Raw genomic sequence first — 17306 nt, 5'->3', positions numbered from 1 at the left:
CAGCGGGGGCAACGTCACAATGGATATGGAATTTATATTGTCGGTGGAAACCGGTCATTAATAAACAATCCTACAAAGATTGTTGCTGTCATAAACATTCTTTACACTCTTCATTCCCCCTCCAGTCCCACCTTCGCCCTTGTAAAGGAGTTACCATGAAGAACAGTGCCCCACCAGGAACAGGAACCGTTCCCACGCCCACCCTGTCCATACTGCTTGGCATCCTCTTTTCCCTGTTTGCCACCACGGCTTGCGCCGCGGAATCCGACACCGAAGCCGCCAAACCCAACATCCTGGTACTCTGGGGTGACGACATCGGTACCTGGAACATCAGTCACAACAACCGTGGCATGATGGGCTACCAGACCCCCAACATTGACCGCATTGCCAACGAAGGGCTGTCGTTCACCGATTACTACGCCCAGCAGAGCTGCACCGCCGGCCGTGCTGCCTTTATCGGTGGCTCGGTTCCGGTACGCAGCGGCATGACCAAGGTGGGTCTGCCCGGTGCCAAAGAAGGCTGGAACAAGAAGGACGTAACCATGGCCTCGGTGTTGAACAACGCCGGCTATGCCACCGGCCAGTTCGGCAAGAATCACCAGGGGGACCTGGACGAACACCTGCCCACCATGCACGGCTTCGACGAGTTCTTCGGCAACCTGTATCACCTGAATGCGGAGGAGGAGCCGGAAAACGAGGACTATCCCGGTGACATGAAGCTGGCCAACGGCAAAACCTTCCTCGAGCAGTTCGGCCCCCGCGGTGTGATTCACTCCTGGGCCGATGGCAAGGGCGGCCAGAAAGTCACCGACACCGGCCCGCTCACTAAAAAGCGCATGGAAACCATCGACGATGAAACCTCCAAACGCGCCATGGAATTCATCCGCGAGCAACACAAGGCCGGCAAACCCTGGTTTGTCTGGTGGAACGGCACCCGCATGCACTTTCGCACCCATGTCAAACAGGAGCACCGCGGCCTATCCGGGCAGGATGAGTATTCCGATGGCATGGTGGAACACGATCTGCACATCGGTCAGTTCCTGAAACTGTTGGATGAACTGGGGATCGCCGACAACACCCTGGTGATGTACTCCACCGACAACGGTCCTCACTACAACACCTGGCCCGATGCCGGCACCACCCCCTTCCGCAGCGAGAAGAATTCCAACTGGGAAGGCGCCTATCGGGTACCCACCTTCGTGCGCTGGCCTGGTACTTTCCCGGCGGATAAAACCCTGAACGGCATCGTTGCCCACGAAGACTGGCTGGTAACCTTTGCCGCCGTGGCCGGTGATACCGACGTCAAAGAGCGTCTGTTGAAGGGCACCAAGATCGATGGCCGCAAATACAAGAATCACCTGGATGGTTACAACCAGCTGGATTACCTGAGCGGCAAAGCGGAGCAATCCCCCCGGCACGAATTCTGGTATGTGAACGATGACGGTCAGGTGGTGGCCGCCCGTTATGACGACTGGAAAGTGGTGTTTCTGGAGAACCGTGGCAAGGCCTTCGGCGTCTGGCGTGAGCCCTTCGTGGAACTGCGGGTGCCCCTGTTGTTCAACCTGCGGCGGGACCCTTTCGAGAAATCACAACACAACGCCAACGTCTACGAAGACTGGTTCCTGTCCCGGCCGTATATGATCGTGCCCATCCAGGCCCTGGCGGCCAAATTCCTCAAGTCCATGGAAGAGTATCCGCCATCGCAGTCACCGGGCTCCTTCAACCTGAGCAAGATCGAGGCACAACTGCGATCCAATATGGGCGCGCGCTAGATCAGGCGCCTGCACGAGTATCCCAACCCGGCCACGGTCCAGCACCGTGGCCATCACCTCCAGCCGGCGGCTTCTTCCACAAAGGCAGACCAGGCCGCTTTATCGGTATTGTCGCGGTTCCGCAGTCCCAGGCTGTCCAGATAGGCCGTGAAGCGTGCATTGTCCACGCCGTAATACAACACCAGCTCCGCCACCAATTCACTGGACAGGTCGTGCAACAGAAACCAGTTCAGGAACGGAATCCGCCCCTCGGCATTGCGCCAGGCAGCAAACACCTGATGCACAAACTCCGCCTGCAGGGCTTCTGAACTGGCCCCCACCTCCGAGGCCGGGTAGCCCACCTCCTGCAACACCCAGGGCCGGTCCGTCACCAGGGACAACAGCGCCGGAAAATCCGCCTGCACGCTGTCTGGCGGGCGCACACTGAAGTCGCTGTGCAACGGGTAGTAGGTGGTGATGATCACATCGCTGTCGGCAGTAAGGTCCAGCCAGGTTTGCACCTGTGGCCCCAGCCAGGCATCCGCCGTCACGGTAATGCCCACCTGGATTTCCGGCAGGCGCGTGCTCAGATAGTCCTGCACGGCGCGCACAAACGTCCGGTACGCTGTCACTTCAGCCAGGCGGCCGGCGGCGAAATACACATCCACTTCGTTGCCCATGGAGAGATAACGGACCCGGCCAGCCATGGCGGGCAGCAACTGGTCCAGCAGATCCTCCATGGCGCCGATCATGGCCGGATCGTCCCACGCCACCGTGGCCAGTTCTGCGGGCACCTCCCGGGTCACCGTATTGATCACCTGCAATCCCAGCAACTGGGTAAACTGTTGCTCGGCTGCGCTGAGCATGGTGTTGTTGAAATCGTTCAGGCGCTGCGAGTCATAGCTGCCCAGTGCCGGTTCCAGTTGCGACCAGGGGTAGGATTGGAACTGGCCGTTGGCACCGGCATCCTGAATCCGTTGCCGGGCCTCCAGAAAGCGTTGCAGCCATTCCAGGTCATTGTTGGCCACCGGATCCGTGTAGTAATACGCAGAGACCGAGAGCACGCCCGGTAGTGCCACAGGCGCCGGTTCTTGCCCGCCGTCATCACCTCCACCATTGCCACAGCCCCACAGCAACAGACCCAGTAACAGCCACACCGCCCCATTGCGCTTTGCTCCGCCTGCCATCCTGCTTCCCCCTGGGTTTGCCAGCCGCTGCCTGTGGTATCGTAATTGCCGGCCTGAAGGTTTATCAGACCCCACTCCGTTGCTATATTTAATCTGCAAGCATTTCAAGGATAGTCATGAGCCATACCCGATGGAACCGAATTTTTCTGGTGACGCTGATCCTGGCGGCCCCCTCTGCGCGGGCCGAGGACCTGTTCGACCTGTCCCTGGAATCGCTCATGAACATCAACATCACCAGCACCTCCTACTTTGACCAGACGCTGCTGGAAAGCGCCAGCAGTGTGTCCTATGGGGATCAGGAACGCTGGGATGAGTTGGGCACCCGCAACCTGGGGGAGTGGCTCAACACCCTGCCGTCCACCGTGGCCACCCCGGGCTACGGCAAAACCCGGGTGATCGCCATCCGCGGTTATTACAACTACTCCATTGATACCGGAGTGGCGACCCTGTTGGACGATGTGCCCATCAATACTTTGCGCTACGGCACCGGCAGCCAGTCCATCGATGGCTTTGACCTCACCGCCCTGGAATCCGTGGAAGTCATTCGCGGGCCCGCCTCCTCATTGTATGGCTCCGATGCCTTCCATGGGGTGTTGTCGATGAACACGGCACAGCATGGTGACACCGGCATCACCACCCGCCTGGGCGCCGGCAGTGAGGATGAGCAGGCCGCCTCCCTCGTGGGCCGTTTCCACGAAGACCGCCATCACCTGACCGCCGCCCTGGCCTATCGCAATATCGGCGATCAGGACCTGGAATACCCCTACCAGGACCCCGTCAGCGGCGAGCCGGAAACCGGTCACCGCCGCAACAGCCTGGAGAGCCAGAACCTGGTGCTGAAATACCAACTCGATGCCAGCGCCCAGACCCAATACCGACTCTCCGGCTATCTGATGACCCTGGATTCCGATCAACTGCTGGGGGTGGGCCGGCGCCTGGGCGGAGACGCCATGGCCGACCAGGACTGGTCGGATTATCAATCCCAGTTGGCGTTGGTCAAAGCCGGCTTTGAACACCATTACAACCCGGACTTTTCCAGCTCCGCCTTCGTCTATTACTGGCAAACAGAAGACGAGGGCAGCGTCGATTTGCGGGAAGCCGTAACCCCTTTTGCCTTCTATCAGGAAACCCGCACTGAAGAACACCACTGGGGCATGAAAGCCGTGAACCGGCACCAGTTCAGCCAGGGCAGCAATCTGGCCTACGGTTACGCCTATCACCAGGCCAAGAACGATCGTTTCACCGTCACCCGTACCCAGATCAATGGCGCCAGCAGCACCAGCGACGCCCCCGAGCAGGGCGCGAAGGATGACAACCACAGCGTGTTTGTGGATGGGCGTTACAACGTCCAACTGTTTGGCGCACGGGATTCCACCCTGGTGTACGGCACCCGGCTGGACCACTACAAGTATTTTAACTGGCAGAACAGCCCCCGCCTGGGCTGGATTCAGCCGCTGGATCATCAGTATGTGGCCAAATTGATGCTGGGCCGATCCTATCGCAAGCCCAATACCTTTGAAATGTACGGCTCCAGTTCCGTGCTGGGCAATATGGATCTGGAGCCGGAAACCCTGGACAGCGTGGAGCTGGTATTACAGCACGCCGGTGAGCAGCTGTTCACTTCGGTCACTCTGTTCAAGAACTGGTGGCACGATTCCATTCGTGTGGAAAGTTACGAGGCGCCCGTGAACGGGATCATCGGCCAGTATAAAAACACCGACGACAATGAATCCTGGGGATTGGAGTTGGAAGCCATGGGGGAATGGGAGCATTGGCGCTTGGATGCCAATGCCTCTCACATCCTGAGCAAGAACGTGGATCTGGGCCTGGATTACGAAGCCTTTCCCGACTGGATGCTGAACCTGGGGGTGGGCTATCGCTGGTCGCCCCAGTGGGATCTTTACCTGTTGGGTCGTTACCAGCATCGTCGTACGGCCTCGGAGCCGGAATACGGTGCAGAGCCGCACCTGGAAGGCGATGACTTTTTCCGCACCGATCTGACCCTGGCGTGGAGCCCCGTGCCAAACCTGATAACCCGGCTGGCGATCCGCAACCTGTTCGACCGGGAAAACTATATGCCCAGCTATTCCGACCGCCTGGGTGGCGCCCCGGACAACGGCATCAATGGCTCATTGTCACTGGAGTGGCGCCCGGCCCGCTGAAGGTAGGCGGATTTACATGGCCGCCCGCAGATCCGAAATGACCGTGGGGGTGGAGGGCATGAGACCGCGCCACTTGCGAAACGATTCCGCCGCCTGTTCCACCAGCATGCCCAAACCGTCGAAGGCTTTTTCCGCGCCGTAGTCCAGGGCCCAGGCGTTGAAGGGCGTCAGCTCTTTGCTGTACATCATGTCATAGACGCGGGTGTGCGCCCCGATCACCGACTCGGGCAACTCGGGCACATCCCCCTGCAGGCTGGCCGCGGTGCCGTTGATGATCCAGTCAAAGGGGCCTTTCAACTCGTTCATGTGCAGCGCTTCAATCCGGCCCAGGTCCATAAATTCTTCAGCCAGTTGATGCGCTTTGTCGAAGGTGCGGTTGGCGAGCACCAGTTGCACGGGGTTTTCTGCCAGCACCGGTGCCAGCACGCCACGCACCGCACCACCAGCCCCCACCATCAGGATCTTTTTGCCGGCAATACGGCCATCGTGGTTATGCATGATGTCACGTACCATGCCGACGCCGTCGGTGTTATCCCCCACGATGCGGCCATCGGCACTTTGCCAAAGCGTATTCACCGCTTTGGCCCGCTGGGCCCGTTCCGTCAGTTCATCCGCCAGCTCAAAGGCGCGCAGCTTAAACGGCACCGTGATGTTCAGGCCCTTGCCCCCGTCGGCAAAAAAGCGCCGCACGCTGTCCTCGAACTCCGGCTCGGCCACCAGCATGCTGGTGTAGGTCATGTGCTGGTCGGTTTGATCCGCAAAGGCCTTATGAATCAGGGGTGACTTGCTGTGCTTGATGGGATTCCCCATCACCGCGTATCGATCAATGCTCATGGTCTTCTACAATCCGTTAGATCCAGTCTCTGGCACCCAGAAAGCGGGTGTAGAGCGTTTCCTCTGCGGAGCCGGGCTCCGGCTGCCAGTTGTACTTCCAGCTCACCAGGGAAGGCAACGACATTAAAATGGACTCCGTGCGGCCGCCGGTCTGCAGGCCAAACAGGGTGCCGCGATCATACACCAAATTGAATTCCACATAACGACCCCGTCGATAGAGCTGGAACTCGCGCTGCTGTTCCGTGTGGGGCAGGGCCTTGCGTTTCTGCACAATGGGGCGATAGGCCTGGATGTAGGCATCCCCCACCGAACGCATGAAGGCGAAGCAGCGCTCGTATTCCCAATCGTTCAGGTCATCAAAAAACAGGCCGCCCACACCCCGGGTCTCATCCCGGTGCTTCAGGTAGAAATAGTCATCACACCACTTTTTATAGCGGGGATAGACGTCCTCGCCGAAGGGAGCACAAGCGGCCTGGGCAGTGCGGTGCCAATGCACGCAGTCTTCCTCGAAGCCGTAATAGGGGGTCAGGTCGAAACCGCCGCCAAACCACCACACCGGATCAGCCCCTTCCTTCTCGGCGATGAAAAAGCGCACGTTGGCGTGGGAAGTGGGCACCATGGGATTGCGGGGATGAATCACCAGGGACACCCCCATGGCCTGGAAACGCCGCCCTTCCAGCTCCGGCCGATGGGCCGTGGCGGACTTGGGCAGGCCATCACCGAACACATGGGAAAAGTTGACCCCGGCCTTTTCAAACACCGCGCCCCCTTCCAGCACCCGGGAGCGGCCACCGCCACCCTGTTCCCGCTGCCAACTGTCTTCCAGAAACGCCTGACCACCGGTTTCCTCGGCGGCCAGTTGGCTGCAGATGTCATCCTGCAGGGATAAAAGGTAGTGTTTGACCGCGTCGGTGTCGATGCTGTGCATAGGTTTCCCTCTAGGCAGACCGCAGGATACGGCCGCTCTGTAAATCCCGTATTTCAGTGGGTTTGGTGTGTCGTGGGGTGCAGCCCGGCAGGATGTAATCCGCACCCACCCCATATCGGGCCCGCATCAGCCGCAGTGGGTATTCACTGCGCGCCGGGTCCTGCCCGCTGCGGTTGGCGCTGGTGGAGACGATGGGGCCACCCCAGGCCTGGCACAGGGACCGGACCACTGGGTGAGCGCTCACTCTCACTGCAACGCTATCGAAATTACCTTTCACCCAGACCGGAACCACATCCAGGGTATCGGGAATGATCCAGGTCACCGGGCCCGGCCAGGTGGATTGTAACTGATCCCGCTGTGCCTGGGTGAGGCCCGCCAGCAGCGGCGCAATCTGCCCCATGTCGGCCGCCACCAGAATCAGCCCCTTGTGCATTGGGCGCTGTTTCAGATCCAGCAATCGTTGCACCGCCGCACCGTTGTAGGGGTCACAACCATAGCCGAACACCGACTCGGTGGGGTAGGCAATCACCTCCCCGCGGGTCAGTGCATGCACGGCTCCCAACCGATGGCGCAAGGACAACATATCAGTCTTTCTGCGCCAGGCGGGCCTGCAGGGCGGCGTCTTTTTCCTGCATGGCTTTGGCGTTGGCCACCCGCTCTTCCTTCAACCGTTGCGCCAGCTCCCCATCCGCCAGGGCCATCATCTGGGCTGCCAGATAGGCTGCATTTTTGGCACCGGCCTTGCCCACCGACACCGTGGCCACCGGCACACCGGCGGGCATCTGCACAGTAGACAACAGGGAGTCGAGACCGTTCATGGCTCCGGTCACCGGGATGCCCACCACCGGCTTGGTGGTGTAAGAGGCGACGGTACCCGCCAGATGGGCCGCCATACCCGCCACACAGATAAACACCGAGCAGTTGCGCTTGTCCGCTTCGCGCACATAGCTCTGGGTCATGTCCGGGGAACGGTGGGCGGAGGTCACTTTGACTTCGTAGGGGATCTTCAGCTTGGTGAGGGCATCGAGGGTGGGTTCGACCTCGGGCAGATCAAAGTCGGAGCCCATTAAGACGGCAACAAATGGCTGGGGCATGGTCACACCTCGTGAATCTTACCGGCGGAGTAGGATATTCGATGGAGGCGCGACACTACCTTAGCTGTTGGCCGGATGCAAGTCACACCCGGCAGTACCCTCCCTGCTGCTGGCGCACCATCCCCTCGATCTCCAGCATGACCAACGCCGAACTGATGTCCGCCACGCACAGGCCGGTCAGATCCACCAGCTGGTCCATGGGGGTGGGGTCGTATTCCAGGGCGGCCAGCAGGCGACCTTCCGGCGACGCATGATCAAAGGGCTCCGCTTGAGGCCAGTCTACCGGTTCAGGGAGCTGCAACTGCTGTTGCAGGAAGCCCAGCAGCGGCAGCAGCTCATCCACCACCTGTTGTGCCGTCTCCACCAGGCGGGCTCCGTTGCGGATCAGGGCATGGCAACCCTTGGCCAGGGGATCATTGATGGAACCCGGTATGGCAAACACCTCACGCCCCTGGTCGACGGCTTCGTGGGCAGTGATCAGTGACCCGCTCTTCAGGGCCGCTTCCACCACCAGCACCCCCAGACTCAGGCCGCTGATAATGCGGTTGCGGCGGGGGAAAAACTCAGCCCGGGGGGAAACACCGATGGGGAACTCCGACACCAGCGCCCCGTGGTTCACCACCTCCAGACCCAGGGCGCGGTTACGGGCCGGGTAGATGTCGTCCAGGCCATGGGCCAGTACGGCAATGGTTTTGCCACCCCCTTGAATGGCACCGGAGTGTGCCGCCGCGTCAATCCCCAACGCCAGGCCACTGGTGGTGACAAATCCATTGCTGGAGAAGCAGGCGGCAAAATCCTGGGCCAGTTTGCGACCCTGGCGACTGGAATGACGACTGCCGACCATGGCAATCTGCGGCAACGAGAGCAGGCCCACATCCCCCCTGACGAACAGCAGCGGCGGTGAACCTTGAATCTCCCGCAGCAGAGGGGGGAAATCATCGTCCGCCCAGGTGAGGATATGATGCTCTTCGCTTTGCTCCAACCATTCCAGGTCGGCGCTGACCCCTTCCAGCAGTTTGCGTTCGTGGCCACGCTGGAAGCCGTGGATCAACTGGCTTTGCCGAGTGGAAAAGCCCAGCTGCTCCAGCTCCGCCAGCGACTGGTCGAAGAAACTCAGCATGCTGGGATAGCGATCGGTGATCTGGCGAAAATGACTGGGCCCCACGCCGGGCACCCGCCACAACGCCAGCCAGTAGGGCAATTCTTCGAGCATGGAAGTCCGTCTCCATCGACAATTCCGGAATCTGGCTATAGAGACGGGGGGCGGGCAAAAATCAGATGTTAAAATCCGGCTCCGGGGGTGTCTTGCCGCGGGCTTGATACCAGCGGTCGAATTCGGTGGCCGGCAGGGGCCGACTGATGTGATACCCCTGAGCCTGCTCACACTGCAGGTGACGCAGAGCCTGCAGGGTTTCACCATCCTCCACCCCTTCGGCCACCACATTCAGGCCAAAGCTGTGCGCCAGCCCGATGGTGGAGCGCACGATCACCGCATCCGCCTCGTCAGTGAGCATGTCTTTGATGAAGGAGCGGTCTACCTTCAAGGTCTGGATCGGCAGGCGCTTGAGATAACTCATGGAGGAATAGCCGGTACCAAAATCGTCGATGGCCAGGTGCAGCCCCAGATCATGGAACGACTGCACCACCTGCAGCGCCCGCTCCGGGTCAGTGATCAGGGCGCTTTCGGTGATTTCAATCTCCAGCAGGTGGTTGGGAACATCGAATTCCGCCAGCAACGCCTTGATCTGTCCCGGGCAGCGGGTATCGATCAGGTTGCGTGCCGACAGGTTCACCGCCACCGCCATTTCCACGCCCTGGTCCAGCCAGCAACGGATCTGTTGCAGGGCTGCGCGCAGCACCCACAGGCTCAAGGGGTGAATGATCTCCGTCATCTCGGCCAGGGGAATAAAGTCGCCGGGTGGCACCATGCCCTGTTCTGGATGCTGCCAGCGCAACAGCGCCTCGCAGCCGTTGCAGGCGCCGGTGGCGATATCAATGCGCGGCTGAAAATGCAGTTGCAGTTGATTCTCCCGAATCGCCACCCCCAGGTCCGCCAATATGGTCAGGCGGCGGGTGCTGTTGGCGTCCATGTGGGTATCGTAAATCTGATAACGCTCGCCGTGGGTCTTGGCCTGGTACATGGCCACATCCGCGCAACGGAGCAGGGCATGGCTGTTGTCGCCGTTCTCCGGGAACAGGGCCACTCCAACGCTGGCACCCATTTCCAGGGACATGCCTTCCACTTCGAGGGGTTTGCTCAAAACCCGAATCACTTCCTCCACCCGCTCGATCACCGCCTCAAGCTGGGAAACCTCGGACTGGATCAGCGCGAATTCGTCGCCCCCCAGACGGTACACTTCCAGATTACCCTGTTGCTCCAGGGCTGACAGGCGTCGCGCCACCTGCTGCAGGATGAAGTCACCAATGCGATGGCCCAGGGTATCGTTCACATCCTTGAAGCGGTTCAGGTCCAGGAGCACGATGGCCAGTTGCCCACCCTGCTTGCGGGCCTGGGCCAGCAAACGTGCCGCGTTCTGGTGCAGGGAATCCCGGTTGGGCAGCTCCGTCAGGCTGTCATGGGAGGTACGGTAAGCCAGTTGCCGTTGGGACTGGATCAGGGCGTCTTCCGCCTGCTTGCGGTCACTTACGTCCCGCACCGAGGCCATGATGCAATTGTTGCCGTCCAGCTCCACCGAGGTCAGGCTGACTTCCGCCGCAAACAAGGTGTTGTCGAAGCGCCGGTGGGTCCACTCGAAAAACTGGTTCTCCCCGGCCAGGGCCCGGTCGATGTAATCGGTGGCCTTCTCGGCCGAGTTGACACCGTCCGGCTGTGTTTCCGGCGAAATGTCCGACGGCTTGATCCCGATGAGCTGCTCCCGCTGGGCGCGAAACATGCGCAGCGCGGCCGGGTTGCATTCAATAACGGACGCCCCCCGCAACACAAACACAGCATCGCCGGAACTTTCGAATAAGGCGCGAAAACGGGTTTCCCGATCGCGAAACGAATTGAACAACAGCACCTGGGACACCAGATCCGCCACCGAGCCCACAAATATTTGCTCGTCTTCGGTCCAGAACCGGCGCTGACCCACCTGCTCCAGGCAAATCACTCCTTTGATCTGGCCCTCACCCCGCAAGGTGCCGTCCAGCATGGATTTGATGTTGAGGGGAATCAGGTAGGGTTCTGCGAACTCCCGGGTGCGGGGATCATTCACCGCGTCCGTGGCATTGATGACCCGCTCCAGGGAGAGGGCGCTGAAGTAACGGGGAAAGGTATTGGCTTCCAGCTGCATCCCCTGCTCGAAACTGTTGGTCTCTTCGCAGTACAGGCACAAACACTCCATGGTCTTCAGATCCGGGGAGGTCTGCCAGACGCTGGCCCGCTCCACGCCCATCACACCGGCGCAGGTCTGGGTGATGTGCCGCAGCGCCTGAATCAGGGTGGCGTGCCACACCGATTCGGACTTGGACAACGCCACATAGGCTTCAGTGAGCTGTCTGGATACGCTGTGCACGCTGGACGCAGAGGGATTTGGCATGGAATAAGAACATATCGTTGAAGAGCCTTATCAGAGTATAGACAAGGTTATCTTCTGCGCGCGAAAAACTAATCCGGTTGGTTCCCAGGTACAAGCTTACCGGAAGCCCAGACACGCAAAAGCCCGCACGTAGGAGCGGGCTTTTGGGGATTTCGGATTCAAACCGGTATCAGGTGGGGTTCTTCACAAAGTCACCCACTTTCAGCGGCGCTTCCGCCCGCAAAATCAGGCCATAGCTGACTTTTTCAAAGGTGCGGAACACCATCAGAATGCCGCGCCGTTCATCCGGCAGTTTCACCAGCTCCTTGGTGATGCGGTCTTTGACGATGGAGCCCTTGGTGTGCACCGCCAGCACATCGCCGATGCTCATGCCGTCGCGGTCACCGCGGTTCAGCACCACCACATCATATTGGCTCACATTGCGCACGCCGCTGAACACATGCAGGATTTCCCCGTTCACTTCCATATCCGGTGATTTGGGATAGAACACCGAATCCACTTTACGCTCTTCGGTGGGAATCAACCGGTCGTTGGGGCGGATGTCTTCGTTGGAGTTGGTGATCTTGAAGCGGGCCACTTCATCTTCGCTGCTTTCAAAGCGGGCCAGACCCAGGTCCAGGGCCGCAAAGCCCAGCAACTCCTTGGTTTCCGGATCAATATAGGCAGGGCCCTTGCGATACACACCATAGGCCTGCTGCGCATCCTCCCAGCCGGGCTGGTAGCGGGCGTACATATAGTCACCCAGACCCATGACGATGTGGTCCTCATCACCGGACAGGATATAAGGGGAGGCGTCGATCTCTTCTTCGGTCATCACCCGGTTGTTCTTGAGAAAGCTCTGGATATGCTCCAGCGGGATGGCGGGGATCACGGATTTCAGGGGTTCGGAGCGCACCTGGGGAGTCAGCTTCACGGTGTCGCCTTTTTTGAACACCATGGGGCCACGCTCCACAGTCAGGCCGGGCTTGCCGTTGACATACACCAGCTTGATCAGATCGCCGGGATAAATCAGGTGCGGGTTGTTGATCTGGGGGTTTACATGCCACAGTTCGGGCCATAACCAGGGATCGCTCAGGAAGGCATTGGAGATGTCCCACAGGGTGTCGCCTTGCTTCACCGGATACACATCAGGGTGACCGGGCTTCAATTCAACCGCGGAGACCTGCATGGCGATGCCGAGCAAACAGCCACCAGCCAGCCTGAGAAATGATTTCATCATGGTGAGAATCCCTTTATCATTATCGGTGCCTGATAACCCAGGCAAATTTTGGCATATGGGAAACGGCAAAACACCAGCACCCTGGAATCAGCCTTCATTTCACTATAGACCGGTTTTACGGTGTTGTGTTTTACGCAATCTGACTAACAGTTTAGCCAAGTTTGGCAAAAACCAACACAGCAAATCCTGTATGATCATAATCTTAGCAACAATATCTATAGTTATACTAGAAAAGTGGCATTCTCAAGATGGCAATACTGGATATTCTTGAATTTCCTGACCCTCGTCTGCGTACAAAGGCCAAGCCGGTCACAAAAGTTGACGACAATATACGCAAGCTCACCGACGACATGCTGGAAACCATGTACGAAGCCCCCGGTATCGGCCTGGCCGCCACCCAGGTGAACGTACACCAGCGGATTGTTGTGATCGATGTGAGCGAAGAAAAAAACCAGCCTCTGGTACTGATTAACCCGGAATATGAAGTGATCTCCGGCGAACAGGATTTCGATGAAGGCTGCCTGTCGGTGCCCGGTTATTACGAAACCGTGACCCGGGCTGAGAAAATCCGGCTGCAGGCCCTGAACCGTGATGGGGAGCCCTTCGAGATGGAATGCGACGGGATTCTCTCGGTCTGTATCCAGCACGAACTGGATCACCTGGACGGCAAACTGTTCGTGGACCACATCTCCAAGCTGAAGCGGGAGCGCATCCGCAAGAAGCTGGTGAAAGAACAGAAGGAGCGGGTCAAGGCCCGCTGATGCGCTCCGCCAATCGCTAAGGACCCCCTGTGAGTGAACCCCTGAACATCGTCTTTGCGGGCACCCCTGATTTTGCCGCCACAGTGCTGCAGTCCATCCTGGGCTCCCGCCACCGGGTTATTGCCTGCTATACCCAACCGGACCGGCCCGCCGGCCGCGGCCGCAAACTTACCCCCAGCCCGGTGAAAGCCCTCGCCCAGGAGCAGGACATTGCCGTGTACCAGCCCCTGAATTTCAAAGCCGAACCCGACCGGGCCCAACTGGCTGCCCTCAACGCCGACCTGATGGTGGTGGTGGCCTATGGCCTGATCCTGCCCCGGGCCGTGCTGGAAGCACCCCGCCTGGGCTGCATCAACGTGCATGCCAGCCTACTGCCCCGCTGGCGCGGCGCCGCCCCCATCCAGCGCGCCATCGCCGCCGGTGACACCGAGTCCGGGGTCACCATCATGCAGATGGACGTGGGCCTGGACACCGGCGCCATGCTGTTGAAAGCCTGCACGCCCATTGCGGCGGATGATACCGGCGGCAGCCTGCACGACCGCCTGGCGGACATGGGCGGCAAGGCCATTCTGGACACCCTGGAACAGATCGCCGACGGCAGCGCCACCCTGGAACCCCAGGACAACAGCCTGGCCACCTACGCCCACAAACTCAGCAAAGAGGAGGGCCGCCTGGACTGGAGCCGCTCCGCCTTCGAGCTGAACAATCTGGTGCGGGCCTTTAACCCCTGGCCGGTGGCCCACACGGAACTGAACGGTAACACCCTGCGGGTGTGGCGCAGCCAGGCACTGGAGCAGCCCGCACCGCCAGCCGTCGAGGACACCATCCCCGGCACCTTGCTGGCGGTGAACAAGGACAGCCTGGACGTGGCCACCGGCAGCGGTGTTCTGCGCTTGCTGGAACTGCAATTGCCGGGCGCAAAACGCCTGCCGGTGGCAGACATTCTGAACGCCAGGGCGGACTGGTTTGCATTGGGGGCCCGCTTCCTTTGAGCGCGCAAACCCGGCTCTCGCCGAGCTTAAACACCCGCGCCCGCGCTGCGGTACTGCTGGAGCAGGTACTGCCCCTCAACCGCCAGCAGCACCAGCCGCGCTCCCTGTCAGACCTGCTGCCCCAGGTGGCCAGTGAGGAAAAAGACCAGGGCCTGCTGCAGGAGCTCTGTTTTGGAGTGTGCCGCTGGTACACCCGCCTGGACAAGCTGGCGGCGCCATTGATTCGCCAACCGTTCAAACCCAAGGACGCGCAACTCCATGCCCTGTTGCTGGTGGGCCTGTACCAGATGTTCTACCTGCGCATTCCCGATCACGCCGCCATTTCTGAAACCGTGGAAGCCTGCCGCCAGCTGCAACAGGACTGGGCGGTAAAGGTCATCAACGGCATGCTGCGCACCGCGCAACGGGACAAGGCCCTGCTGGAATCCGGACTGCCGGACACCACCCCCATTCAGACCGCCCACCCCAAATGGCTGGTGGATGCCATTGAAGCGGCCTGGCCCCAGCAGGCGCCCAGCGTGTTTAACGCCAACAACGAGCCGGGCCCCATGTGCCTGCGGGTCAACGTCCGCCAGGGCAGCCGCGAGCAATATCTGGCACGGCTGAGGGAACGCAATATCAGCGCCCGCGCCGGGCAATGGGCTGCCAGCGCCGTTTATCTGGAGAAGGCCAGGGAGGTCAGCGAGCTGCCCGGGTTTGATGAGGGGGCGGTGTCAGTGCAGGATGAAGCAGCGCAACTGAGTGCGTTCCTGTTGGACCCCCAGCCCGGCGAGCGCATTCTGGATGCCTGCGCGGCCCCCGGTGGCAAGACCGGTCACTTGCTGGAACAACAACCGGCGCTGGCGGAATTGGTGGCCCTGGACATGGACGCCCGCCGCCTGACCCGGGTGCAGGACAACCTGAACCGGCTCCACCTCAACGCCACCCTGCAGCACAGCAGCCTGGAACAGTACGCCCAGGATCATCCCCATGCGCGGTTCGATCGAATTCTGCTGGACGCACCCTGCTCTGCCACCGGTGTGATCCGGCGTCATCCGGACATCAAGTGGCTGCGCAAACGGGCCGACATCGGCAAACTGGCAGACACCCAACAGCGCCTGTTGCAGATTGCCTTTGCCCTGTTAAAGCCCGGCGGCACCCTGTTGTACGCCACCTGTTCCGTCCTGCCCCAGGAGAACAGCCGGGTGGTCAACCCGTTCCTCAAGCATCAGCCGCGCGCCGTGGAATCCATCATCGAGGCACCCTGGGGCCAGGCCTGCGAAGCCGGGCGCCAGTTGTTCCCCAGCCGCCAGGGTCACGACGGCTTTTACTATGCCAGAATACTGCACAGCGCCACGCCAGCGTGAGCCTGCTGCAACATGAGGTCACACAAGCGCAGTGCTGCCGAAATGCCGATCGTGATAGGATGTGACCGTTGCCATGAAACCCAACCAAAACAGCGATAGAGCAGCATGAAGATCATTATTCTTGGGGCCGGCCAAGTGGGCGGCACACTGGCTGCCAACCTGGCCAGTGAGCACAACGACATCACCGTGGTGGATACCGATTCCGAACGTTTGCATGAACTGCAGGACCGTTATGACATCCGCACGGTGAATGGCATGGCCTCCTATCCCAGCGTACTACGGCAGGCCGGTGCCGACGACGCGGATATGCTGATCGCCGTCACCAACAGTGACGAGATCAATATGGTGGCCTGTCAGGTAGCCTATTCCCTGCACCGTACCCCCACCAAAATCGCCCGGGTGCGGGCAGCCAGTTACCTGGCCAAAAGCAAAGGCCTGTTTGGCAACGAAGCCTTTCCCATCGACGTCATTATTTCTCCGGAACAGGTGGTGACCAACCACATCACCCGCCTGATCGAACACCCCGGCGCCCTGCAGGTGCTGGACTTTGCCGAGGGCAAACTGCAGCTGGTGGCGGTGAAGGCCTATTTCAACGGCCCACTGGTGGGGCGTGAGCTGCGCTACCTGCGCCAGCACATGCCGGCGGTGGACACCCGGGTGGCGGCCATCTTCCGCCGTGATCGTCCCATCATTCCCGAAGGCACCACCATCATCGAAGCCGACGACGAGGTGTTCTTCATCGCCGCCAAAAATCACATCCGGGCGGTGATGAGCGAGTTGCGGGGACTGGAACACAACTACAAAAAAATCATCATCGCCGGCGGCGGTAATATCGGGGAGCGCCTGTGTGAGGCGCTGGAAAGCCGCTATCAGGTGAAGATCATCGAGCGCAACCAGAGCCGTTGCGAATTCCTGGCGGAGAAACTCAATAAAACCATCGTCATCCGCGGCAACGCCTCGGACCAGGATCTGCTGCTGGAAGAAAGCGTGGAAGACACGGATATTTTTATTGCCGTCACCAACGACGACGAAGCCAACATCATGTCTTCCATGCTGGCCAAGCGCCTGGGCGCACGCAAGGTGATGACGCTGATCAACAACCCCGCCTATGTGGACCTGGTGCAGGGCGGTGATATCGACATTGCCATCTCACCGCAACAGGCCACCATCGGCAGCCTGCTCACCCACGTGCGGCGCGGTGACGTGGCCAACGTGCATTCCCTGCGCCGGGGTGCGGCGGAAGCCATCGAGGCCATTGCCCACGGTGACGAGAAGTCCTCCAAGGTGGTGGGCAAGGCCATCGGCGACATTGACCTGCCGGAAGGCACCACCATCGGCGCCATTGTGCGCCAGGATCAGGTGCTGATCGCCCACGACGACATTGTGGTGGAATCCGACGATCACGTGGTGCTGTTCCTGATCGACAAGCGTCGTATCCAGGATGTGGAACGGCTCTTCCAGGTGGGCATTACTTTCTTTTAAACCGGGGAACC

The 17306-nt window shown here is 60.2% G+C and carries 14 protein-coding genes; 6 read left to right on the top strand and 8 right to left on the bottom strand.

Translation table 11 applies throughout. The annotated features are described in order from the left end of the window. Positions 1 to 155: 155 nt before the first annotated feature. Positions 156 to 1772 (top strand): arylsulfatase, encoded by a 1617-nt coding sequence (locus tag D9N14_RS09015; protein WP_290579042.1) that lies wholly within the window; start codon positions 156 to 158, stop codon positions 1770 to 1772. A gap of 53 nt (positions 1773 to 1825) precedes the next feature. Here the strand turns inward: D9N14_RS09015 and D9N14_RS09010 are convergent, their stop codons facing one another. Continuing rightward, positions 1826 to 2938 carry a hypothetical protein gene (locus D9N14_RS09010; protein WP_290579041.1) on the bottom strand — a complete coding sequence of 371 codons (1113 nt, stop codon included), beginning with the start codon at positions 2936 to 2938 and terminating at the stop codon, positions 1826 to 1828. Positions 2939 to 3054: 116 nt separating this feature from the next. On the opposite strand from D9N14_RS09010, the gene D9N14_RS09005 reads away from it, so the two are divergent. Next, on the top strand, positions 3055 to 5100 hold the full coding sequence (locus D9N14_RS09005) for a TonB-dependent receptor plug domain-containing protein (protein ID WP_290579040.1): 2046 nt from the start codon (positions 3055 to 3057) through the stop codon (positions 5098 to 5100). Between the two features lie 12 nt (positions 5101 to 5112). Here the strand turns inward: D9N14_RS09005 and aroE are convergent, their stop codons facing one another. From aroE to D9N14_RS08970, 7 genes are all read right to left on the bottom strand, one after another. Continuing rightward, a complete protein-coding gene (aroE, locus tag D9N14_RS09000; protein WP_317622601.1) occupies positions 5113 to 5928 on the bottom strand; it encodes a shikimate dehydrogenase in 816 nt (271 codons plus the stop codon). Between the two features lie 22 nt (positions 5929 to 5950). After that, on the bottom strand, positions 5951 to 6862 hold the full coding sequence (hemF, locus tag D9N14_RS08995; protein ID WP_290579038.1) for an oxygen-dependent coproporphyrinogen oxidase: 912 nt from the start codon (positions 6860 to 6862) through the stop codon (positions 5951 to 5953). 10 nt (positions 6863 to 6872) lie between these two features. Continuing rightward, positions 6873 to 7445, bottom strand: a complete 573-nt coding sequence (locus D9N14_RS08990) for an L-threonylcarbamoyladenylate synthase (RefSeq protein ID WP_290579037.1) — start codon at positions 7443 to 7445, stop codon at positions 6873 to 6875. A gap of 1 nt (position 7446) precedes the next feature. Continuing rightward, positions 7447 to 7956, bottom strand: coding sequence for a 5-(carboxyamino)imidazole ribonucleotide mutase (gene purE / locus D9N14_RS08985; RefSeq protein WP_290579036.1), 510 nt, complete (start codon positions 7954 to 7956; stop codon positions 7447 to 7449). Positions 7957 to 8038: 82 nt separating this feature from the next. After that, entirely contained in the window at positions 8039 to 9169 is a 1131-nt protein-coding gene (dprA, locus tag D9N14_RS08980; protein WP_290579035.1) for a DNA-processing protein DprA, read from the bottom strand. A gap of 61 nt (positions 9170 to 9230) precedes the next feature. Next, positions 9231 to 11495, bottom strand: a complete 2265-nt coding sequence (locus D9N14_RS08975) for a putative bifunctional diguanylate cyclase/phosphodiesterase (protein ID WP_290579034.1) — start codon at positions 11493 to 11495, stop codon at positions 9231 to 9233. A 169-nt stretch (positions 11496 to 11664) separates the two neighbouring features. Further along, positions 11665 to 12714 carry a LysM peptidoglycan-binding domain-containing protein gene (locus D9N14_RS08970; RefSeq protein ID WP_290579033.1) on the bottom strand — a complete coding sequence of 350 codons (1050 nt, stop codon included), beginning with the start codon at positions 12712 to 12714 and terminating at the stop codon, positions 11665 to 11667. Between the two features lie 248 nt (positions 12715 to 12962). Here D9N14_RS08970 and def point away from each other — a divergent pair, with 248 nt between their 5' ends. The 4 genes from def to trkA all read left to right on the top strand — a co-directional run bounded on the left by def (position 12963) and on the right by trkA (position 17295). Then, positions 12963 to 13475 carry a peptide deformylase gene (def, locus tag D9N14_RS08965; protein WP_290579032.1) on the top strand — a complete coding sequence of 171 codons (513 nt, stop codon included), beginning with the start codon at positions 12963 to 12965 and terminating at the stop codon, positions 13473 to 13475. Between the two features lie 29 nt (positions 13476 to 13504). Continuing rightward, on the top strand, positions 13505 to 14467 hold the full coding sequence (gene fmt, locus D9N14_RS08960; RefSeq protein WP_290579031.1) for a methionyl-tRNA formyltransferase: 963 nt from the start codon (positions 13505 to 13507) through the stop codon (positions 14465 to 14467). Next, complete coding sequence (rsmB, locus tag D9N14_RS08955) at positions 14464 to 15813, top strand: 16S rRNA (cytosine(967)-C(5))-methyltransferase RsmB (protein WP_290579030.1); 1350 nt, start codon at positions 14464 to 14466, stop codon at positions 15811 to 15813. The genes fmt and rsmB overlap by 4 nt, the downstream gene beginning before the upstream one ends. 105 nt (positions 15814 to 15918) lie before the next feature. Beyond that, positions 15919 to 17295: a Trk system potassium transporter TrkA gene (gene trkA, locus D9N14_RS08950; protein WP_290579029.1), complete on the top strand. Its 1377-nt coding sequence runs from the start codon at positions 15919 to 15921 to the stop codon at positions 17293 to 17295. The last annotated feature ends 11 nt before the right edge of the window (positions 17296 to 17306 follow it).

The organism is Ketobacter sp. (assembly GCF_003671495.1).
Taxonomy (GTDB): domain Bacteria; phylum Pseudomonadota; class Gammaproteobacteria; order Pseudomonadales; family Ketobacteraceae; genus Ketobacter.
The sequence above is the reverse complement of the archived record's forward strand: the minus strand, read 5'-3'. Positions and strand labels throughout refer to the sequence as shown.

Coding starts and splice junctions, on each gene's coding strand:
- hemF (WP_290579038.1), bottom strand. CDS start 6,862: ATGCACAGCATCGACACCGACGCGGTCAAACACTACCTTTTATCCCTG.
- D9N14_RS08970 (WP_290579033.1), bottom strand. CDS start 12,714: ATGATGAAATCATTTCTCAGGCTGGCTGGTGGCTGTTTGCTCGGCATC.
- D9N14_RS08975 (WP_290579034.1), bottom strand. CDS start 11,495: ATGCCAAATCCCTCTGCGTCCAGCGTGCACAGCGTATCCAGACAGCTC.
- trkA (WP_290579029.1), top strand. CDS start 15,919: ATGAAGATCATTATTCTTGGGGCCGGCCAAGTGGGCGGCACACTGGCT.
- D9N14_RS09015 (WP_290579042.1), top strand. CDS start 156: ATGAAGAACAGTGCCCCACCAGGAACAGGAACCGTTCCCACGCCCACC.
- D9N14_RS08990 (WP_290579037.1), bottom strand. CDS start 7,445: ATGTTGTCCTTGCGCCATCGGTTGGGAGCCGTGCATGCACTGACCCGC.
- purE (WP_290579036.1), bottom strand. CDS start 7,956: ATGCCCCAGCCATTTGTTGCCGTCTTAATGGGCTCCGACTTTGATCTG.
- D9N14_RS09010 (WP_290579041.1), bottom strand. CDS start 2,938: ATGGCAGGCGGAGCAAAGCGCAATGGGGCGGTGTGGCTGTTACTGGGT.
- dprA (WP_290579035.1), bottom strand. CDS start 9,169: ATGCTCGAAGAATTGCCCTACTGGCTGGCGTTGTGGCGGGTGCCCGGC.
- D9N14_RS09005 (WP_290579040.1), top strand. CDS start 3,055: ATGAGCCATACCCGATGGAACCGAATTTTTCTGGTGACGCTGATCCTG.
- def (WP_290579032.1), top strand. CDS start 12,963: ATGGCAATACTGGATATTCTTGAATTTCCTGACCCTCGTCTGCGTACA.